Genomic DNA, 19,606 nt, shown 5'->3' on the forward strand with positions numbered 1-19,606 from the left:
CTCTCGAACCGGCGTTTAAAAGGATCGGGCCGCATCCGAGGCCCGTTGTGGTCAACTCTTTCTTGACCAACGCGCTAGTTCGTGTGGGGTCACGGTGCAGGGGCGTATGTGCATATGCACAGGGCGCGCGGCGATTCGCACGCCCCCGACGGCGTCAACGGCAGGCCTCGCGAGGACCGTCCCGGGCGGCCCTCCGGAGCGGCCCATAGACTGGTGCGCTGCCGTCGCCCCACCCCAGAGATCCGAGGTATCCACCAGTGAAGCTCGTCTTCGCAGGCACTCCCGAGGTCGCCGTCCCCGCCCTTGACGCCCTGATCGCCTCCGACCGGCACGAGGTCGCTGCCGTCGTGACCCGTCCGGACGCGCCCGCGGGACGAGGTCGCAGGCTCGTCGCGAGCCCCGTCGCGGAGCGCGCGGAGGAGGCCGGCATCGAGGTGCTCAAGCCCGCGAAGCCGCGTGACGAGGACTTCCTGGCCCGGCTGCGCGAGATCGGCCCCGACTGCTGCCCCGTCGTCGCCTACGGGGCACTGCTGCCCAAGGCCGCCCTGGACGTCCCGGCCCGCGGCTGGGTCAACCTGCACTTCTCGCTGCTGCCCGCCTGGCGCGGCGCCGCTCCCGTGCAGCACGCGGTGATGGCGGGGGACGAGATCACTGGCGCCTCCACCTTCCTGATCGAGCAGGGGCTCGACTCCGGGCCGGTGTACGGCACGGTGACGGAGGCGGTGCGGTCCACCGACACCAGCGGCGACCTGCTCACGCGGCTCGCGTTCGCGGGCTCGGGACTGCTCGTCGCGACCATGGACGGCATCGAGGACGGCAGCCTGCAAGCGGTGCCGCAGCCGGCCGACGGGGTCACCCTCGCTCCGAAGATCACTGTTGAGGACGCCCAGGTGGACTGGGCGGCGCCGGCTCTGCGCGTCGACCGCGTGGTGCGCGGCTGCACGCCCGCCCCCGGCGCCTGGACCGTCTTCCGCGGCGAGCGTCTGAAGATCATCCAGGCCGCGCTCGTCCAGGACCGCACCGACCTCGCGCCCGGTGAGCTGTCCGCGGCCAAGAACAACGTGTACGTCGGCTCCGGATCGCACGCCGTCGAGCTGCTCTGGGTCCAGCCGCAGGGCAAGAAGCCGATGCGCGGCGCGGACTGGGCCCGCGGGGTGCGGATCGCCCCCGGCGAGCGGGTGGGCGCGGGCGACGTAGGCTGAACGGTGGGCCCGACCGGCCCTTTCCGTCCTGGGACCGCCCCTTTCAAGGCGTGAGGCGCGGTCCACCCCGGGGCCCTGGCGGTCCCTTACGAGCATTCGAACCATTCAGCAGCGGAGCACCTTTGAACGACCAGCCGAACCGGCCTCCCCGCAAGTCCTCCGGCAAGCCCGGGAAGTCCGGCAAGCCCTACCGCCGCCCGCAGAAGGACCCCGTCCGCTTCCTCGCCTTCGAGGCGCTGCGGGCCGTCGACGAGCGCGACGCGTACGCGAACCTCGTCCTGCCGCCGCTGCTGCGCAAGGCCAGGGAGAAGCAGGAGGGCTTCGACGCCCGTGACGCCGCGCTCGCCACCGAGCTGGTCTACGGGACCCTGCGTCGGCAGGGCACGTACGACGCCATCGTCGCGGCCTGCATCGACCGGCCCCTTCGCGAGGTCGACCCGCCGGTCCTCGACGTGCTCAACATGGGCGTGCACCAGCTGCTCGGTACCCGCATCCCGACGCACGCCGCCGTTTCCGCCTCCGTGGAGCTGGCGCGCGTGGTGCTCGGCGACGGGCGGGCCAAGTTCGTCAACGCCGTGCTGCGCAAGGTCTCCCAGGACGATCTGGACGGGTGGGTGCAGAAGGTCGCGCCGCCCTACGACGAGGACCCCGAGGACCATCTGGCCGTCGTCCACTCGCACCCCCGCTGGGTCGTCTCGGCGCTGTGGGACGCGCTCGGCGGCGGCCGCGCCGGCATCGAGGACCTGCTCGAGGCCGACAACGAGCGGCCCGAGGTGACGCTGGTGGCGCGGCCCGGCCGGGTCACCGCCGAGGAGCTCCTCGACTCCGTGGGTGAGGACTCCGCGCTGCCCGGCCGCTGGTCGCCGTATGCCGTGCGGCTCAGCGAGGGCGGCGAGCCCGGTTCTCTCGAGGCCGTGCGCGAGGGCCGCGCGGGCGTGCAGGACGAGGGCAGTCAGCTGGTCGCGCTCGCACTCGCGAACGCCCCGATCGAGGGTCCCGACGAGAAGTGGCTCGACGGCTGCGCGGGACCCGGCGGCAAGGCCGCCATGCTCGCCGGGCTCGCCGCCGGGCGCGGCGCCGCGCTGCTCGCCGCCGAGAAGCAGCCGCACCGCGCCCGTCTCGTCGCGCAGACGCTCGCCGGGAACCCCGGACCGTACGAGGTCATCGCGGCCGACGGCACTCGCCCGCCCTGGCGGCCCGGCACCTTCGACCGCGTCCTGATGGACGTGCCCTGCACGGGACTCGGCGCGCTGCGCCGCCGCCCCGAGGCCCGCTGGCGGCGCCGCCCGCAGGATCTGGAGGGCTTCGCGCCGCTGCAACGCGGGCTGCTGCGCACGGCGTTGGAGTCCGTGCGCGTCGGAGGCGTCGTCGGGTACGCCACCTGCTCGCCGCACCCGGCCGAGACGCGGGCCGTCGTGGACGACGTGCTGAAGCAGGTCGGCGGGGCCGAACTCATCGACGCGCGGCCGCTGTTGGAGAACGTCCCGGCGCTGGGCGACGGGCCCGACGTACAGCTGTGGCCGCATCTGCACGGGACGGACGCGATGTATCTGGCGCTGATCCGGCGGACCGCCTGAGGGAGCGCGGGCCGCAGGTCCGGGGTTCGCGGTCCGTACCGCTTGCGGTCGTCGCGGATGCCGATGGAGCGGGACGGGGCGGGCCGGAATCGCGCGCGGAGCGGTTTCGGCCCGCCGGTGCTCGTTACAGGCCCAGCTGTTGGGCGGCGAGGGCCGTGCCGCGGACCCGGGCCTCGATCTTGGCGAAGGCGATGTCGCGTGAGGTGGAGGTGTCGTCGGCGAAGGGGGAGAAGCCACAGTCGTCGCACGTGCCCAGCTGTCCGACCGGAATGCGTTGCGCCGCGAGCAGGATGCGGGCGCATACCTCTTCGGGGGACTCGACGCGTGGATCGATGGGGTCGGTCACGCCGATGAACACCCGGATGCCCGGGCGGAGTTGGGCGGCAACGACGTCGAGTACCCGCTCGGGGTCGGCCTCGCTGGCAAGCTGGAGGTAGAAGTTGCCGGCCTGGAGCCGGAAGAGGTCGGGCAGCAGCGAGGCGTAGTCGACGTCGAGGCTGTGGGTGGAGTCGCGGTCTCCGCCGGGGCAGGTGTGGATGCCGATGCGGGCCCGTTCGGCGTCGGTGAAGCGGTTCAGGACCTGGTTGTTGAGGTCGATGAAATCGTTGAGGAGGGCGCCGCTGGGATCCAGTTTGAGGGATAACCGGCCCTCGGTGAAGTCGAGTTGCACGACATGTGCGCCCGCATCGAGGCACCCCCGGATGTCGGCCTCGGCCTCGTCGGCGAGGTCGGCCAGGAACGCCTCGCGCGAGTAGCCCGCGAGGGGCTCGGACGGGTAGAGCAGGCTGAGGGCGGAGGGGGCGATGACGGCCTGCTTGACGGGCTTGTCGGTGTGGCGTTGGGCGTCGCGCAGGTAGGCGTCGGCGTGGATCTGGTAGCGGAAGGGGCCGGCCGTCAGGCAGGGCAGTTGCCGGGTGTGCCCGTCGGCGAAGGGGATGATCGCGCCGTCGGGTGAGAGCGTGTCCAGGCCGCTGAGCGGGTACGTGGCGAAACTTGGCTTGGACTGCTCGCCGTCGACGAGGACGGGGCAGCCGATGCGCTCGAGACGTGCCAGCGTGTCGGCGGCGGCTTGTGCCTGAAGCTTCGTTAAGTCGGCGTCGGAGAGCTGGCCTTGGGCGTGCTGGGCGAGGGCTTCCAGCAGGGCGGGCGGACGGGGAATGCTGCCGATGGGCTCAGTGGGGATGCTCATGGTGGGAACGTACGCCGCGGTGACTGCGGTGGGAATGCGATGCGGTTGTTGTGCCCCGGACGGGGGACTGATCTCGGATACCAGACGGTTGAGGCCAGCCCGCCGAGCCCGCCGAGCCCGCCGAGCCTGCCGAGCCCGCCGCACCGACCCCGCTGGGCCGCACGACGTCACTCATCGGCTCCCTCATCGGCGAAGTGAACGGTGCCGTCCTCGTCGAGGGCGGGGTGGATCGGGCCGGGGTCGTGGCTGTCGACGTCGGAGGGGCGGGGGCCCTCGGGTCCGTCGGGGCCCCAGCGCAGCAGCCGGCGGATGCGGCCGATCCGATGGACCGTGCCCAGGACCTCGATTTCGTCGAGGTGGCCGGCGCGGAGCCGGTCGGCGGCCTCGGCGTAGACCGCGAGCTCCGCTGCCGCGGGGTCGGCGCCCTCGGCGGTCAGGGTGCGGGCGTCGGCCGCCATGCCGGCGTCCATGGGGATCAGGCCGCGGTTGCGCGGCTCCCACCAGGTCAGGGAGAAGTCCAGCGTCTTGCGGGCGTCGTGCGCGGTGGCGTGCAGGGCGCTGCCCGGCGTCCAGCTCCTGTCGCTGCGCTGCACGACCGCGAACGTGGCGGGCAGCAGCAGGACGTCGGGGTGCGTGTGCAAGGCGCGGTGCGCGTCGGCGCGTACGTGCTCGGGGAACCGGGAGCCGGTGTAGGCGAGGCTGCGCAGCGCCAGCCGTTCCGCGGCCTGGGCCGGAGTGACGGGGGCGTCCGGGTCCAGGACCAGCCCCTCGTCGATCTTCGGACGGCTTGTGGCGCGGTCCCAGTCGAGAGTGCCGTGCTGTGCGTCGGTCGGGCGGGGCCGCTCGATGTCGCCGTGCGCGTCCAGCCCGGCGTATTCGTCGGCCCGCACGACGCGGTAGCGGGTGCCCGCCACGGTGAGTTCGTCGACGCGCTCGCTCTCCAGCCGGGCGACCGCCGCCAGCAGGGCCCGCCGCTCCGCCCGGTCCCGGGCGTCGTCCTTCGCCCGGAACCACAGCAGCGAGTTGAGGTCGTCCCGGGCCTGTTGCGGACAACCGTGCGTGACCTCGACGGTCACCCGCCACCGCAGGCCATCCTCCCGCCGCTGCGCGGCCACCCCGAACAGCGGGCCACGCACTCCGAGCGCGCTGGTCCGCGACGCGGCGTCGGACGCGTCGGCCTCCATCGCCGCTTCCACCGGCTCCACCGGCACCCGCACCGTCATCGACCACGCACGGACCGGCTTCGCGTCCCTCTGGCTCATGCCATCATCCTGGCGACCTTCGTACGCCGCTGCCGCCGGTTTCCTGAATTGTCCGCTTCCCGGATCGGTTTCAGCGTCGATGGTCGTGGTTGTGGTCGTATTCGTCGAAGTCGGGTGCACGGCGGCGGGCGCGCGGCCGCGGGAGCCGCTGTGCCCAGGCGGTGGACTGCGGTCAGCAACGCGCGCCGGGCATGGCAGGCTTGGGGCATGGCCGTGCAGATCAACCCCAGCATCCTGTCCGCGGACTTCGCCCGTCTTGCCGAGGAGGCGAAGTCCGTTTCAGGCACAGAAGGCGCCGACTGGCTCCACGTCGACGTGATGGACAACCACTTCGTCCCGAACCTCACCCTGGGGGTGCCGGTCGTAGAGTCCCTGGCCCGTGCGACGGACACGCCGCTGGACTGTCACCTGATGATCGAGGACCCCGACCGCTGGGCCCCGCAGTACATCGAGGCGGGCGCCGGGTCCGTCACCTTCCACGCGGAGGCCGCCGCCGCCCCGGTCCGCCTCGCGCGCGAGATCCGTGCCAAGGGCGCCCGCGCCTCGATGGCGCTGAAGCCGGCGACGCCCATCGAGCCGTACGAGGACCTGCTCCCCGAGCTCGACATGCTGCTGATCATGACGGTCGAGCCGGGTTTCGGCGGCCAGTCCTTCCTGGACATCATGCTGCCCAAGATCCGCCGCACCCGTGACCTGATCGGCAAGCATGGTCTGGAGATGTGGCTGCAGGTCGACGGCGGTGTCTCGGCCGAGACCATCGAGCGCTGCGCCGAGGCGGGCGCCGACGTGTTCGTCGCCGGGTCCGCCGTCTACGGCGCCAAGGATCCGGCAGACGCGGTACGTTCATTGCGCACCCAAGCAGAGGCAAAGACGGCGTCAAGTGCGTGGGCGTGCGACCACTGAGCCACCAGAACGTGAACGCAGTCCCTCAGGGCTGATCAACTAGGCCGGATCTGCAAGGATGAACGGCGAACCCAGTTTGTGAACAGCAGTGAGGAGAGCGTCGTGTCGGCCATGTCGGCGGGTCGGTCAGCCATGCGGATGGGACCCGCGGAGCTGGTGCAGGCGGCGGCCATGGCCCGCCGCTTCTACCTCGAGGGCAAGTCCAAGATCCAGATCGCCGAGGAGTTCGGCGTCAGCCGCTTCAAGGTGGCCCGGGTCCTGGAGACCGCTCTGGAGCGGGATCTCGTGCGCATCGAGATCAGGGTGCCCGCAGAGCTGGACGCGGAGCGCTCGGACGCGCTGCGCGCCCGCTACGGCCTGCGGCACGCCGTCGTCGTGGAGTCGCCGGCGCCCGCCGACGAGATCGACGAGTCCCCCGATCCCGAGAATCTCGGCGAGGTGGCGGCGGACCTGCTCGGCGAGCTGGTCAACGAGGGTGATGTGCTCGGCCTCGCCTGGGGCCGCTCCACGATCCACATGGCGGCCGCGCTCGACCAGCTGCCGCCGTGCACCGTCGTGCAGCTGACGGGCGTGTACGACGCGGGGACCGCCGAGCGCGGCTCGGTCGAGGCCGTCCGCCGCGCCGCCCAGGTGTCCGGCGGCGAGGCCCACCCGATCTACGCGCCCATGCTGCTGCCCGATCCCGCCACCGCGGCGGCGCTGCGCAATCAGACCGGTATCGCCCGCGCGTTCGAGTACTTCGACAAGGTCACGGTCGCCTGCGTCTCCATCGGCTCCTGGGAGCCGGGCATCTCCACCGTCCACGACATGCTCAGCGACGAGGAGCGGGCGCATTACGCCTCGCTGGGGGTGGCCGCCGAGATGTCGGCGCACCTCTTCGACGCCGAGGGGCGCCGGGTCGGGCGGGACCTCGGGGAGCGGTGCATCACCGTCGAAGCGGACCGGCTCCGGCGTATCCCGGAAGTCGTCGCCATTGCCGGGGGGCAGCGGAAGGCCGCGGCGATCGACGCGGTGCTCCGGTCGGGGCTCGTCACCAGTCTGGTGACGGACACCGCTGCCGCCGATCAGCTTCTCGTGGCGGGGCCCGCGCCTCGGTCCGCGTTGAACCGGGCCGACCCGGACGGTAGCTAGGCCCTGTCGTCAAGCTCGCGTCGTTCGCCCGGAGGGCGGCCTCGCGGCGTCTGGTGCGTGCGATCGCAAGGCGGAGGGTCATCCCGGTACTGGGCGTACCGGGGTGAGCCCGACAACGCGGCGAGCGTGCGTGCCAGGCGCCGCGAGGCAGACGGGAGTTTGACGACAGGGCCTAGCGGCTGTCGGTGCGCTTCGTCCTGCGGGGCGGTGGGGGCTTGTCGCGCAGTTCCCCGCGCCTCTTTCGGGGCGCTGTGGCAGGGTCTGCTTCATGGTGAGGCAGTTTGTTCCCCGCGTTCTCGGGGTGGTGCTCGGGTGTCTCGTGGTGCTTGTCTCGGGGTGTTCGTCGGGGGGCGGGCAGGCCTCGCCCGCCTCCGTTTCCGCCCCCGGCTGGGCGCACGGCATGGCCACCGTCCAGGCCGACCGCCTGCCCGCCGAGGCACGACGCACGCTGGAGCGCATCGACGACGGGGGCCCGTTCCCGTACGAGAAGGACGGCAGCGTCTTCGGCAACTTCGAGCGGGAACTGCCGCGGCGCGGGCGCGGTTACTACCACGAGTACACCGTCCGCACGCCGGGCGAGCGCGACCGCGGTGCCCGGCGGATCGTCACCGGCAGCGGGGACGAGATCTACTACACCGATGACCACTACGCGTCCTTCAAGGCGGTGCTCAGGTAATGCCCGGCAGTACTGACAGCGCACCCGACCCGCTCGCGCCCGTGCTCGACGCCGCACGCGGCGCCGGCTGGACCACGGCGACGCTCTCCCTGTCCGGCGTGGTGGACAAGACCGCCTTCATGGAGCGCTGCGCCCGAGACCTCGCTCTGCCCGACTGGTTCGGGCGCAACTGGGACGCCCTCGCCGACTGCCTCACCGACCTGTCGTGGGCGCCCCGCGCCAGCGGGCGGCTGCTCGTCGTCTCCGGCTGGCAGGAGTACGCGCGGGCGGCGCCGGGGGAGTGGGAGATCGCGCAGGAGGTGTTCGCGGCGGCGGTCGAGCACTGGCGGGGCGCGGAGACCGGCCTGGAGATCGTCCTCGCACTGGGCCCCGCGCACGGACCCGCGGCCACGGAGCGTCGCGAGCGCTGAACCGAGTGTTCCGCTTCGCTGGCCCGCTTGGACGATCCGACCACCGCCCGCGTCGCCTGCCTGGGTGATCGTCCCAGGCGGCACACCCCCGGTGGCATGGGACAATGAAGTACGTGCTTTCCCCCTGGCCTAACTGTCCGGGGGCCACCTCTGATCGACTGGGATGAGCAGCACGTGCGCTTCCTCAATGACATCCAGCCTGCGTACGACCTGACGTACGACGACGTCTTCATGGTCCCGAGGCGCTCCGCCGTCGGCTCGCGCCAGGGCGTCGACCTGTCCTCGCCCGACGGCACCGGCACCACGATCCCGCTGGTCGTCGCCAACATGACCGCGATCGCCGGCCGCCGCATGGCCGAGACCGTCGCCCGCCGGGGCGGCATCGTCGTCATCCCCCAGGACATCCCGATCGAGGTCGTCACCGACGTCGTCTCCTGGGTCAAGACGCGCCACCACGTCCTGGACACCCCGATCGTCCTGGCCCCCTCGCAGACCGTCGCGGACGCTCTCGCGCTGCTGCCCAAGCGCGCGCACAACGCCGGTGTCGTCGTCGACGCCGACCAGAAGCCCGTCGGTGTCGTCACGGACGCCGACCTGAGCGGCGTCGACCGCTTCACGCAGCTCTCCGAGGTCATGTCCAGGGACCTGCTGCTCCTGGACGCCGACATCGACCCGCGCGACGCCTTCAACAAGCTGGACGGCGCCAACCGCAGGTATGCCCCGGCCGTGGGCAAGGACGGCCGCCTCGCCGGCATCCTCACCCGCACGGGCGCCCTGCGCGCGACGCTCTACACCCCCGCCGTCGACGCCAACGGCGGCCTGCGCATCGCCGCCGCCGTCGGCATCAACGGCGACGTGGCGGGCAAGGCCAAGCAGCTCCTCGACGCGGGCGTCGACACGCTCGTCGTCGACACCGCGCACGGCCACCAGGAGTCGATGATCGCCGCGGTCAAGGCCGTGCGCGGACTCGACCCGCAGGTCCCGATCGTCGCGGGCAACATCGTCGCCGCCGAGGGCGTGCGCGACCTGATCGAGGCCGGCGCGGACATCATCAAGGTCGGCGTGGGCCCCGGCGCCATGTGCACCACGCGCATGATGACCGGTGTCGGCCGGCCGCAGTTCTCCGCGGTGCTCGAATGCGCCGAGGAGGCCAAGAAGTTCGGCAAGCACGTGTGGGCCGACGGCGGTGTCCGTCACCCGCGCGACGTCGCCATGGCGCTGGCCGCCGGCGCATCGAACGTCATGGTCGGCTCGTGGTTCGCCGGGACCTACGAGTCCCCCGGCGACCTCCAGCAGGACGCCAACGGCCGCCTGTACAAGGAGTCGTTCGGCATGGCCTCCGCCCGCGCGGTGCGCAACCGCACGAGCGAGGAGTCGGCGTACGACCGGGCCCGCAAGGCGCTCTTCGAGGAGGGCATCTCCACCTCGCGCATGTTCCTCGACCCGGCCCGGCCGGGCGTCGAGGACCTGATCGACTCGATCATCGCGGGTGTCCGGTCCTCCTGCACGTACGCGGGCGCGGGCTCGCTCGCGGAGTTCGCGGAGCGGGCGACCGTGGGTGTGCAGAGCGCGGCGGGCTACGCGGAGGGCAAGCCGCTGCACGCCAGCTGGAGCTAGCGGGCTCTTTGCGGGGGCTGCGCGTTCGGGTGCGGGGTGGCTGTGGCTTGTCGCGCAGTTCCCCGCGCCCCTGGGGGGCCTGGGCTCGCTCTTTCGGGCGCGGGCCCAGTGTGGTTGCGCGCGCGGTTACCCGCGCCCCTGGTGGGGCGAGCCTCCGGGTCAGCCCCGTACCGCGGCCGCGTATGCGTCGATCGCCGGGCGTGGCTCCCTGCCCAGCAGGGCTCGGAGCGTGCCCCGGTCCTCGATGGCTGTGCCGTCGAGGAAGCCGGACGCTATCGCCGCGTACGTGCTCAGGAGCATCGGCACCTGGAAAGGCAGGGCCTGGCCGGCTTCGGTGATGGCCTTGCGGGTCGCGGTGAGCGTGGCGGGTTCGTACCTGCCACCGGTCGCGGCGGCCAGGTCGGCGCCGCCCAGGGCGTGTTCGCCGACCAGTTCGTAGGTGCGGCCCGCGTGGCGGGCCGGGTCCTTCGCCACCCGTGCCGCGACCTCGGCCAGGTCCTCGCGGGCCACGGCGGCGAGGCGGCCCGCGCCCAGGGGCGCCGCGATGGTCCCGTCGGGGCCGGGCGCGGCGATCGCCGCGAGGAACTCCGCGTACAGGCCGTTGCGCAGGACCGTCCAGTTCAGCGAGGAGCCGCGCAGCCTGCGTTCGGTCCAGCGGTGGGCGAGCGCGTACGTCAGGTGGTCGCCGTCGCCGCTCAGGCTGGTGTAGACGAGATGGCCGACGCCCGCCTTCTCCGCCGCGGAGATCACGGCGTCGTGGCGGGCGGTGACCACATCGTCCTCGGCCGCCCCCGCGGAGATGACCAGGAGCGTGTCGACGCCGGTGAAGTCCAGGGAGTCCGGGTCGTCGAAGTCGATGCGCCGGCCGCCGGGGGCGGGGTTGCGGGTGCCGAGGACGACGTCGTCGCGGTCCGCGAGGCGGGCGGTGACGAGTGCGCCGAGGGCGCCCGTGGCGCCGGTGATCATGAGCATGGGAAGGTTCCCCCGTGGTGAGTGGTCGTGCCCGCTGTCCGGGCGGGGCCGGGTGACCGGGCCTGTGACCATGGTGATCGGCGCGACGCGTGCGCATAAGGAGGCACTCTGATGTCAGTAGGGCACACCGTGGTAACCACCCCGGTCGCTCCCGGCCCCGAACCGGTGATCAGCTGCGATACCCCGCAGGACGAGTGCGGTGTGCGGGACCTCCTCGACCGGCTCGGCGACAAGTGGTCCGTGTACGTCGTGGTCGAACTCGCCTCGGGCGTCCTGCGCTTCAAGGAGCTGCAACGCCGGATCCACGGCGGCATCTCGCAGCGCATGCTCACCCTCACCGTGCGGCGCCTGGAGCGCGACGGCCTGGTCAAGCGCACGGTGCACCCGACGATCCCGCCGCAGGTCGAGTACGAGCTGACCGAGCTGGGCCACAGCCTCACCCGCCTCGTCAAAGCCCTCGCCGACTGGTCCATCGACCACCGCCCGGCGATCGCCGCCGCCCGCGAGGCCTACGACGAAGCGGCTCGGGCGTGACGCCCGGGCAGCACCTCCCGCAGCGCTGACGCCACCGCCTCCGCGAGGACCGCGTGGCCCGCGTCCCCCGGATGCACCCCGTCCACCAGGTGCTTCGCGTCCAGCAGAGCGCCGCCCGGCAGCAGATCCGCCCCCGCGTCCAGGGCCGCCCGCTCCACGGCGGCCCGCAGGTCCCGCAGCGTGGCGCCGAGCGCGTTCGGCACCGCCTCCGCGTCCGGGCGGACCACGGGGGAGACGACCAGGAGCGGTACGTCCGGGTGGCCCAGGCGCACCAGGTCCAGGAACGCCCGCGCCGTCCCGTACAGCAGCCTCGCCGAATGCGGTGTACGCGACCAGCAGTTCGTGCCGAAGGCCAGGGTGATCACGTCGGCGTCCAGCGAGGCGAGTTGCTGGGCCGAAGCCGCCTCCCCGCGCGCCGCGCCCGCGTAGCCGAGGTTCACCGTCTCCACTTCGAGGGCGCGTCCCGTCAGCGCGGGCCAGGCCAGATGGGGCCGCGAGGCCGACCAGCCCTCCGTGACCGAGTCGCCGTAGGCGAGCCAGCGCGGCCGGGGCGCGGCAGGGCTCAGGGTGCCGCTCACCGGGCGCACGTCGTGCAGGGCTGGCCGCAGTGCTTCGGGCAGGTGCAGGGTGAACTCCCCGTCGGCGAGCGGGAGATGGATCAGCGCGCGGTGTTCGCCGGGGGCCGCGGGCGTGTCGAGGGCGTCCTCGCCCGCGAGCAGCGTGAAGACCGGGGGCGCGGCGCGGTGCGAGTCCGACTCGGCGGGAGGTGACGCGGTGTACGCGACCTCCACCGCGCTCACCCCGCGTGCCGTGAACTCAAGGCGTACTCCGGCCGGGAGGCCTGCCCGCTCCCACGTGTCCCCGGGAAGGCGTGCGCGGTCGGCGGGGTCGGCGCGCACCGCCCGGCCGTCCCCGGTCCACCAGGGCGCGCCCCGCACGAACTCCCTCACCGCGCGTCGCCGAGGGTGGGGTAGGGGAACTTCACGCCGACCCCGCCGTCCACGACGAGCGTCTGCCCGGTGACGTACGAGGAGAGCGGCGAGGCGAAGAAGAGCAGGGCGCAGGCGATGTCCGAGGTCTGCGCGACCCGGCCGAGCGGGGCGTTGCGGGCGTTGCGCTCGCGGCCCTCCTCGCCGAGCAGGCCCGCCACGCGCGGGGTCCACACCACGCCCGGCGCCACCGCGTTCACGCGTACGCCTCGCGGGCCGTACTCCACCGCCGCCGAGCGGACCAGGGAGATCAGGCCCGCCTTGGCCGCGCCGTACGCCGCGTGCCGCGGGGCCCCCGTCAGGCCCGAGACCGACGCGACGAAGACCAGGGGGCCGCCGCCGGCCGCCGCGAGCGCCTCACCGCCGTACTGGACCGCGAACCAGGCGTGCCGCAGGACGAGGGAGAAGTGCCAGTCCCAGGACGCGTCGTCCAGCTCGTCAAGCGGTGCGTAGCGGGCCATGCCCACGATGTCGACGACACCGCCGATCCCGCCCGGCTCCCGGCGCGCGGCGGCGAACAGCTCCCGCATGTCGTCGCGCCGCGTCACGTCGGCGACGTACGCGACGCCGCCCGTCTCCGCGGCGACCGCCTCGGCGCGGTCCTTGTCGAGATCCACGCACAGGACCCGCGCGCCCGCCGCCGTGAGGGCGTGTGCGCTCTGGCGGCCGATGCCGTTGCCCGCGCCCAGCAGGACGAAGGTGCGGCCGTCCAGACGGTGCAGGGCGGCGTAGTCGGGGACGGGGGAGGTGTCGAGGGGATCTTGGGGGTCCAAGGGCTCGCTCACGGCGCCGCCCGCCGGGGCCGGTACGCCGCCAGTTCCGGGATGACTTCCTTGCCGAGGATCTCGATCGTGCGCAGGATCTCCCGGTGCTCCAGGTAGCCCCACTGGACGTAGCAGATGAGCTGGTCCACGCCGAGGTCGGCGTAGCGCTTGGCCTTGCGGACGACGGTCTCCGCGTCGCCGATGAGGATCATGTCGCCGTCGTTGAACTCCTCGACGGGGGCGCTCTCTTCGATGATCGGGGTGAGCAGGGGGAAGGTCCGCTCGCGTTCCTCGGGGGTCAGGTGCGCCAGCTCCCAGTCGAGCGTGAACTGGGCGAGGTTCCGGTACCACCAGGCGACCGAGTCCCAGACCCGCCGCGAGGGGCGGTCCGCCACGTGCACCAGCGTGTACGCGCTGACGCGGTCCGTGGTGACGTCCGTGAGCGGGGTGGGCGTGCGCGCGGCGGCGCGGTAGGCGGCGATTTGCCGGGCCATCGCCTCCAGCGGCTGCATGATCGAGAAGGAGAGCAGGCCGAGGCCCGCGGCGCCCGCCACCTCCGCCGAGCCGGGCGACGTGGCGGCCATCCAGCAGGGGGGATGCGGGTCCTGGACGGGCTTGGGGGTGACCATCCGCCGGGGGAAGGTGAACCGCTCCGACGCATAGGCGAAGTACTCCTCGCGCCACATGCCCGTCACGATCTCGACGGCCTCGCGCCAGTCCGCCCGCGACCGCTCGCGGTCGACGCCGAAGGCCGTCTGCTCCATGGGGGTCGAGCGGCCCGTGCCCCACTCCACCCGGCCGCCCGAGAGCACGTCCACGGACGCCACCTTCTCGGCGATCCGCTGCGGGGGAGTGAAGCCGAACGGGGTGAGGGTGACGCCGAAGCCGAGGCGGATCCGTTCGGTCAGGGCGGCGAGGTGGCCGAGCAGGACCTCGGGGGCCGGGCAGTGCGAGCGGCCCTCGCGGAAGTGGTGCTCGACCGCCCAGACGGTGCGGAAGCCGACCCGGTCCGCGAGCCGGATCTGCTCCACGGCCTCGCGGTAGGCGCGTTGCTCGGCGGCGCGCTGGCCGTGCGGATGGGGTCCGTCCCAGGGCTTCGGAACGTCGATCTCGTACAGCACATCGAGGTCCATGGCCTGTGCCTCCCTCTCGACCGGGGTGCACGATGAGGGAGATCTGACGAAGTGTCAACCACCAGCACGGAGGCTCGGAACGCAACGGACGAAACGGACGGCGCAACGAAGAGACGTATATGAGGCAAGTGCGCAATGATCTTCCGTGGGTACGCAAGGTTGCTGCATTACGGTCGGGAAGGCGTGGACTCTAGAGTCAGGCGCTGTACGTGGTGTGGCGGGGACTGCCTGCTCGGTGGTTCCCGTCTCTCAGTGCGGGTGCCATGAGTCCTCGCCGCCCTCACCGGCAGCGACGAAGGAGCCAGCGCGTGCTCGACCAAGGCGCACCCCCGCAGAACCGCCCACGCCCCCCGGGCAGCCCTGGCCTCGGCAGCCGCCTGATGCGGCGCAAGCCGGTCGAAAGCCTGGTCGCGGAGGGTGGCCAGGGTGAGGGTGGCTCGCTTCGGCGCTCCCTCGGCATGTGGCAGCTGACCATGATCAGCATCGGTGCCACGCTCGGCACCGGCATCTTCGTCGTCCTCGGCGAGAGCGTCCCCAAGGCCGGCCCCGCCGTGACGATCTCCTTCGTCATCGCCGGACTCACCGCCCTGTTCTCGGCGCTCTCGTACGCAGAACTGGCCGGCTCCATCCCGGTCGCCGGCTCCTCCTATTCGTACGCGTACGCAACGATGGGCGAACTCGTCGCCTGGGTGTGCGGCTGGTGCCTGGTCCTGGAGTACGGCGTCTCGGTCGCCGCGGTCGCGGTCGGCTGGGGCGAATACCTCAACGAACTGCTCGACGGAACCATCGGCGTCACCATCCCCGACGCGCTCTCCGCGGCGCCCGGCGAGGTCGACGGCGCCATCATCAACCTGCCCGGCCTCGTCGTCGTGCTGCTCGCCATGGTGTTCCTGCTCGGCGGCGCCAAGGAGTCGGCGACGGCGAACACGATCATGGTCATCGTGAAGATCGTCGCGCTCGCCCTCTTCTGCGCCATCGGCTTCATGGGCTTCAAGTCCGGCAACTACTCCGACTTCATGCCGCTCGGCACGGCCGGCGTCAGCGCCGCCGCCGCGAGCCTCTTCTTCTCGTACATCGGCTTCGACGCCGCCTCCACCGCCGGTGAGGAGGCGAAGAACCCGCAGCGTGACCTGCCCCGCGCGATCATGCTCTCGCTGGTCATCGTCACCGCCCTCTACGTGCTGGTCGCCGCGGTCGCCGTCGGCGCCTGGAACTGGAAGGACTTCGAGGGCTCCGAGGCCACGCTCGCCGCGATCATGAACGATGTCACGGGCCAGAGCGTGTGGGGCACGATCCTCGCCGCCGGCGCGGTCATCTCCATCGCGTCGGTCGTCCTGACCGTTCTCTACGGCCAGACCCGCGTCCTGTTCGCCATGTCCCGCGACGGCCTGGTCCCCAAGGTCTTCGGCCGGGTCAGCGAGAAGACCGGCACGCCGCGGGTCAACACGGTCATCGTGTCGCTGTTCTGCGGCGCGCTCGCCTCGGTCATCCCGCTCGGCAAGCTCGTCGACGCCACCAGCATCGGCACGCTCTTCGCCTTCGGCCTGGTCAACATCGCCGTCATCGTGCTGCGCCGGACCCGCCCCGACATGCCGCGCACGTTCCGGGTGCCGCTCGGCTGGCTCTTCCCGGTGCTCGGCTTCGGCTTCTGCGCGTACAACATGTTCAGTCTCGACTCCGTCACGTGGGTCGTGTTCGGTGTCTGGATGGCCGTCGGCCTCGTGTTCTACTTCCTGTACGGCATGAGCCGCTCCCGATTGGCCACAGCAGAAAAGTGATCCACCCCCCGTGCGACTGAACGATCTCGACGAACGCATCGTGCACGCCCTCGCCGAGGACGCCCGCCGTTCCTACGCCGACATCGGCCAGCTGGTCGGACTCTCCGCGCCCGCCGTGAAGCGGCGCGTGGACCGGCTGCGGGCCACGGGCGCCATCACCGGATTCACCGTGCGGGTGGATCCGGCGGCGCTCGGCTGGGAGACCGAGGGATTCATCGAGATCTACTGTCGCCGGAACACGTCGCCGGAGGCGATTCAGCGGGGGCTCGAGCGGTATCCGGAGATCTCGTCCGCGTCCACGGTGACGGGGGACGCGGACGCGATCGTTCAGGTTTTCGCTGCTGATATGCGGCATTTCGAGCGGGTGCTTGAGCGGATTGCCGGGGAGCCGTTTGTGGAGCGGACGAAGTCCGTCCTGGTGCTTTCGCCGTTGATGCGGCGGTTTTCTTCCGGATCGCCTGCGTGATCCCTTCCTCGTGGCGCTGAGGGGGCTCGGGCCGGGTTTTCGGGTGCGGGTTCGTTGTGGCTTGTCGCGCAGTTCCCCGCGCCCCTGGGTGGGCTTGGGTCGGCCTTCGTGTGTCGCGTGCGGGCTTGTTGTGGTTGCGCGCGCAGTTCCCCGCGCCCCTGAGGTGCGCAGTTCCCCGCGCCCCTGATGCGTGCCGTCCCTGGGTGAGATCACGGTCTCGTGGCAAGGGGTCCCGGATACCCCCGCGTCGCCCGCGTCCGGCGATGGACACCGCTGCCGTGGCGTCCCCGTGCCGTCGCGCAACGAATCGTCGCCACAGGTCCCTCACGCGCAACAGATCGCGCAGCAGCCCGCAACGGTCGCACCTTGTCCGGGCAAGGTCGCCGACCGTACCGTCATAGCGACCCCGCCTTCCCCTCCGTACGCCTTGAGGTTCCGCCATGCCTGCGCTGCGCACCGCCCTGCTCCAGAGTTCGGGGCGGCTCGGATCCGTCGCCGAGAACCTCACGGCGCTGGACCGGGCCGCCGAGCGCGCCGCCGCGGCGGGCGCCGGGCTGCTCGTGGCGCCCGAGCTGTTCCTCACCGGATACGCGATCGGCGACGACATCGCCCGGCTCGCCGAGCCCGCCGACGGGGACTCCGCGAAGGCCCTCGCCGAGATCGCGGCCCGCCACGGCACCGGCATCGCCTACGGCTACCCGGAGCGCGAGGGCGACCTCGTCTTCAACTCCGTCCAGCTGATCGGCCCGGACGGGGCCCGCCTCGCGAACTACCGCAAGACCCACCTCTTCGGCGGCTTCGAGCGCGACTCCTTCACCCTGGGTGAACAGGCCGTCGTGCAGGCCGAGTTGGGTGGCGTACGGGTGGGCCTCATGATCTGCTACGACGTGGAGTTCCCGGAGAACGTCCGCGCCCACGCCCTCGCGGGCACCGACCTGCTGGTGGTCCCCACCGCGCAGATGCACCCCTTCCAGTTCGTCGCCGAGTCCGTCGTGCCGGTGCGCGCCTTCGAGAACCAGATGTACGTCGCGTACGTGAACCGGGTCGGCCCCGAGGGAGAGTTCGAGTTCGTCGGGCTCTCCACGCTGGCCGGGCCCGACGGCGTGGCGCGCGCCCGCGCGGGCCGCGGCGAGGAGCTGGTCCTCGGCGACGTCGACCCCGAGTTCCTGCGCTCCTCCCGCGAGACCAACCCTTACCTGCGCGACCGCCGCCCCGGCCTGTACGCGTCCCTCGTCTGAGCCTCCCCCCCCCCCAGGCTGCCCCAGCTTTCTGCCTCAGTTCCCCGCAAGGAGTCCGTACCCCATGACGTCCACGGTGCCCACAGCCGTCCAGCACACCGACGCCCAGCCGCCGATCACCATGTTCGGTCCGGACTTCCCGTACGCGTACGACGATTTCCTCGCCCACCCGGCGGGCCTCGGCCAGATACCCGCGACCGAGCACGGCACCGAGGTCGCCGTCATCGGCGGCGGTCTGTCCGGCATCATCGCCGCGTACGAGCTGATGAAGATGGGCCTCAAGCCCGTCGTCTACGAGGCCGACCAGATCGGCGGCCGCCTGCGTACCGTCGGGTTCGAGGGCTGCGACGCCGACCTCACCGCCGAGATGGGCGCCATGCGCTTCCCGCCGTCCTCGACGGCGCTGCAGCACTACATCGACCTGGTGGGCCTCAAGACCCGGCCGTTCCCCAACCCCCTCGCGGAGTCGACCCCCTCCACGGTCGTCGACCTCAAGGGCGAGTCCCACTACGCGACGTCCGTCGACGACCTGCCGCAGGTCTACCGCGACGTGATGAACGCCTGGAACTCCTGCCTGGAGGAGGGCGCCGACTTCTCCGACATGAACCGCGCCCTGCGCGAGCGCGACGTGCCGAAGATCCGTGAGATCTGGTCCAAGCTCGTCGAGAAGCTCGACAACCAGACCTTCTACGGCTTCCTCTGCGAGTCCGAGGCCTTCAAGTCCTTCCGGCACCGCGAGATCTTCGGCCAGGTCGGCTTCGGCACCGGCGGCTGGGACACCGACTTCCCGAACTCCATCCTGGAGATCCTGCGCGTCGTCTACACCGAGGCCGACGACCACCACCGCGGCATCGTCGGCGGCAGCCAGCAGCTGCCCCTGCGCCTGTGGGACCGCGAGCCGCAGAAGATCGTGCACTGGGAGCCCGGGACCTCGCTGAGCTCGCTGCACGAGGGCGGCCTGCCCAAGCCCGCCGTGACCCGGCTCGACCGCACCGCGGGCAACCGTGTCACCGTCACCGACGCCTCCGGCGACATCCGCACCTACCAGGCGGCGATCTTCACCGCTCAGTCCTGGATGCTGCTGAGCAAGATCGCGTGCGACGACACGCTCTTCCCCATCGACCACTGGACGGCGATGGAGCGGACCCACTACATGGAGTCCTCGAAGCTCTTCGTGCCGGTGGACCGGCCCTTCTGGCTGGACAAGGATGAGGAGACCGGGCGTGACGTCATGTCGATGACGCTCACCGACCGCATGACGCGTGGCACGTACCTGCTGGACGACGGGCCGGACAAGCCCGCCGTCATCTGCCTCTCCTACACCTGGTGCGACGACAGCCTGAAGTGGCTGCCGCTGTCGGCGAACGAGCGCATGGAGGTCATGCTCAAGTCGCTCGGCGAGATCTATCCCAAGGTCGACATCCGCAAGCACATCATCGGCAACCCGGTGACCGTGTCGTGGGAGAACGAGCCCTACTTCATGGGCGCGTTCAAGGCGAACCTGCCGGGGCACTACCGCTACCAGCGGCGGCTGTTCACGCACTTCATGCAGGATCGCCTGCCGGCGGACAAGCGGGGGATCTTCCTCGCCGGTGACGACATCTCCTGGACCGCCGGGTGGGCCGAGGGCGCGGTGCAGACCGCTCTGAACGCGGTGTGGGGCGTCATGCACCACTTCGGTGGTGCGACCGATGCGACCAATCCCGGGCCCGGGGACGTGTACGACGAGATCGCGCCCGTCGAGCTGCCGGAGGACTGAGCGCCG

General features: G+C 71.8%; 18 protein-coding genes. 12 read left to right on the plus strand and 6 right to left on the minus strand.

Going from position 1 to position 19,606, the window contains the following annotated elements:
• Positions 1-257 precede the first annotated feature (257 nt).
• Entirely contained in the window at positions 258-1,202 is a 945-nt protein-coding gene (gene fmt, locus ACFVYL_RS31895) for a methionyl-tRNA formyltransferase (RefSeq protein ID WP_389722127.1), read from the plus strand.
• A gap of 122 nt (positions 1,203-1,324) precedes the next feature.
• A complete protein-coding gene (locus tag ACFVYL_RS31900; protein ID WP_389722129.1) occupies positions 1,325-2,779 on the plus strand; it encodes an RsmB/NOP family class I SAM-dependent RNA methyltransferase in 1,455 nt (484 codons plus the stop codon).
• Between the two features lie 124 nt (positions 2,780-2,903).
• Here the strand turns inward: ACFVYL_RS31900 and ACFVYL_RS31905 are convergent, their stop codons facing one another.
• Positions 2,904-3,968: a cobalamin-independent methionine synthase II family protein gene (locus ACFVYL_RS31905; protein WP_389722130.1), complete on the minus strand. Its 1,065-nt coding sequence runs from the start codon at positions 3,966-3,968 to the stop codon at positions 2,904-2,906.
• Positions 3,969-4,135: 167 nt separating this feature from the next.
• On the minus strand, positions 4,136-5,230 hold the full coding sequence (locus ACFVYL_RS31910; RefSeq protein WP_389722132.1) for a DUF5954 family protein: 1,095 nt from the start codon (positions 5,228-5,230) through the stop codon (positions 4,136-4,138).
• Between the two features lie 207 nt (positions 5,231-5,437).
• On the opposite strand from ACFVYL_RS31910, the gene rpe reads away from it, so the two are divergent.
• The 5 genes from rpe (at position 5,438) to ACFVYL_RS31935 (ending at position 9,967) form a co-directional block, all read left to right on the plus strand.
• Positions 5,438-6,133, plus strand: coding sequence for a ribulose-phosphate 3-epimerase (rpe, locus tag ACFVYL_RS31915; protein WP_389722134.1), 696 nt, complete (start codon positions 5,438-5,440; stop codon positions 6,131-6,133).
• 78 nt (positions 6,134-6,211) lie between these two features.
• Positions 6,212-7,264, plus strand: a complete 1,053-nt coding sequence (locus tag ACFVYL_RS31920; protein ID WP_389722136.1) for a sugar-binding transcriptional regulator — start codon at positions 6,212-6,214, stop codon at positions 7,262-7,264.
• Between the two features lie 268 nt (positions 7,265-7,532).
• Entirely contained in the window at positions 7,533-7,940 is a 408-nt protein-coding gene (locus ACFVYL_RS31925) for a ribonuclease domain-containing protein (RefSeq protein ID WP_389722138.1), read from the plus strand.
• Positions 7,940-8,350, plus strand: a complete 411-nt coding sequence (locus ACFVYL_RS31930) for a barstar family protein (protein WP_389722140.1) — start codon at positions 7,940-7,942, stop codon at positions 8,348-8,350. The genes ACFVYL_RS31925 and ACFVYL_RS31930 overlap by 1 nt, the downstream gene beginning before the upstream one ends.
• A gap of 174 nt (positions 8,351-8,524) precedes the next feature.
• The gene (locus tag ACFVYL_RS31935) at positions 8,525-9,967 is read left to right on the plus strand and encodes a GuaB1 family IMP dehydrogenase-related protein (protein WP_389722142.1); all 1,443 of its coding nucleotides are present in this window, start codon (positions 8,525-8,527) and stop codon (positions 9,965-9,967) included.
• Between the two features lie 159 nt (positions 9,968-10,126).
• Here the strand turns inward: ACFVYL_RS31935 and ACFVYL_RS31940 are convergent, their stop codons facing one another.
• A complete protein-coding gene (locus ACFVYL_RS31940; RefSeq protein ID WP_389722143.1) occupies positions 10,127-10,939 on the minus strand; it encodes an NAD(P)H-binding protein in 813 nt (270 codons plus the stop codon).
• A 111-nt stretch (positions 10,940-11,050) separates the two neighbouring features.
• Here ACFVYL_RS31940 and ACFVYL_RS31945 point away from each other — a divergent pair, with 111 nt between their 5' ends.
• Positions 11,051-11,473: a winged helix-turn-helix transcriptional regulator gene (locus ACFVYL_RS31945; RefSeq protein WP_389722145.1), complete on the plus strand. Its 423-nt coding sequence runs from the start codon at positions 11,051-11,053 to the stop codon at positions 11,471-11,473.
• On the opposite strand, the gene ACFVYL_RS31950 is transcribed toward ACFVYL_RS31945, so the two are convergent.
• From ACFVYL_RS31950 to ACFVYL_RS31960, 3 genes are read right to left on the minus strand one after another with little or no spacing between them, the layout of a single operon-like run.
• Entirely contained in the window at positions 11,449-12,411 is a 963-nt protein-coding gene (locus tag ACFVYL_RS31950) for a GDSL-type esterase/lipase family protein (protein WP_389722147.1), read from the minus strand. The genes ACFVYL_RS31945 and ACFVYL_RS31950 overlap by 25 nt on opposite strands.
• Before the next feature lie 8 nt (positions 12,412-12,419).
• Positions 12,420-13,247 carry an SDR family NAD(P)-dependent oxidoreductase gene (locus ACFVYL_RS31955; protein WP_389722149.1) on the minus strand — a complete coding sequence of 276 codons (828 nt, stop codon included), beginning with the start codon at positions 13,245-13,247 and terminating at the stop codon, positions 12,420-12,422.
• The gene (locus ACFVYL_RS31960; protein ID WP_389722151.1) at positions 13,244-14,359 is read right to left on the minus strand and encodes an LLM class flavin-dependent oxidoreductase; all 1,116 of its coding nucleotides are present in this window, start codon (positions 14,357-14,359) and stop codon (positions 13,244-13,246) included. Before ACFVYL_RS31960 ends, ACFVYL_RS31955 begins: the two co-directional genes overlap by 4 nt.
• 308 nt (positions 14,360-14,667) lie before the next feature.
• Here ACFVYL_RS31960 and ACFVYL_RS31965 point away from each other — a divergent pair, with 308 nt between their 5' ends.
• From ACFVYL_RS31965 to ACFVYL_RS31980, 4 genes are all read left to right on the plus strand, one after another.
• The gene (locus tag ACFVYL_RS31965; RefSeq protein ID WP_389722153.1) at positions 14,668-16,137 is read left to right on the plus strand and encodes an amino acid permease; all 1,470 of its coding nucleotides are present in this window, start codon (positions 14,668-14,670) and stop codon (positions 16,135-16,137) included.
• Between the two features lie 10 nt (positions 16,138-16,147).
• On the plus strand, positions 16,148-16,603 hold the full coding sequence (locus tag ACFVYL_RS31970) for an Lrp/AsnC family transcriptional regulator (RefSeq protein ID WP_268770070.1): 456 nt from the start codon (positions 16,148-16,150) through the stop codon (positions 16,601-16,603).
• Positions 16,604-17,043: 440 nt separating this feature from the next.
• On the plus strand, positions 17,044-17,841 hold the full coding sequence (locus ACFVYL_RS31975; protein ID WP_389722155.1) for a carbon-nitrogen hydrolase family protein: 798 nt from the start codon (positions 17,044-17,046) through the stop codon (positions 17,839-17,841).
• 64 nt (positions 17,842-17,905) lie between these two features.
• Positions 17,906-19,600, plus strand: coding sequence for a flavin monoamine oxidase family protein (locus ACFVYL_RS31980; RefSeq protein ID WP_389722157.1), 1,695 nt, complete (start codon positions 17,906-17,908; stop codon positions 19,598-19,600).
• The last annotated feature ends 6 nt before the right edge of the window (positions 19,601-19,606 follow it).

It is taken from the genome of Streptomyces sp. NPDC058308, assembly GCF_042880275.1.
Lineage (GTDB): Bacteria > Actinomycetota > Actinomycetes > Streptomycetales > Streptomycetaceae > Streptomyces.

What these genes read in the sequence shown, in the direction of transcription:
- ACFVYL_RS31905 (WP_389722130.1), bottom strand. Translation starts at nt 3,968, where the DNA reads ATGAGCATCCCCACTGAGCCCATCGGCAGCATTCCCCGTCCGCCCGCC.
- ACFVYL_RS31910 (WP_389722132.1), bottom strand. Translation starts at nt 5,230, where the DNA reads ATGAGCCAGAGGGACGCGAAGCCGGTCCGTGCGTGGTCGATGACGGTG.
- rpe (WP_389722134.1), top strand. Translation starts at nt 5,438, where the DNA reads ATGGCCGTGCAGATCAACCCCAGCATCCTGTCCGCGGACTTCGCCCGT.
- ACFVYL_RS31925 (WP_389722138.1), top strand. Translation starts at nt 7,533, where the DNA reads ATGGTGAGGCAGTTTGTTCCCCGCGTTCTCGGGGTGGTGCTCGGGTGT.
- ACFVYL_RS31930 (WP_389722140.1), top strand. Translation starts at nt 7,940, where the DNA reads ATGCCCGGCAGTACTGACAGCGCACCCGACCCGCTCGCGCCCGTGCTC.
- ACFVYL_RS31940 (WP_389722143.1), bottom strand. Translation starts at nt 10,939, where the DNA reads ATGCTCATGATCACCGGCGCCACGGGCGCCCTCGGCGCACTCGTCACC.
- ACFVYL_RS31945 (WP_389722145.1), top strand. Translation starts at nt 11,051, where the DNA reads ATGTCAGTAGGGCACACCGTGGTAACCACCCCGGTCGCTCCCGGCCCC.
- ACFVYL_RS31960 (WP_389722151.1), bottom strand. Translation starts at nt 14,359, where the DNA reads ATGGACCTCGATGTGCTGTACGAGATCGACGTTCCGAAGCCCTGGGAC.
- ACFVYL_RS31975 (WP_389722155.1), top strand. Translation starts at nt 17,044, where the DNA reads ATGCCTGCGCTGCGCACCGCCCTGCTCCAGAGTTCGGGGCGGCTCGGA.
- ACFVYL_RS31980 (WP_389722157.1), top strand. Translation starts at nt 17,906, where the DNA reads ATGACGTCCACGGTGCCCACAGCCGTCCAGCACACCGACGCCCAGCCG.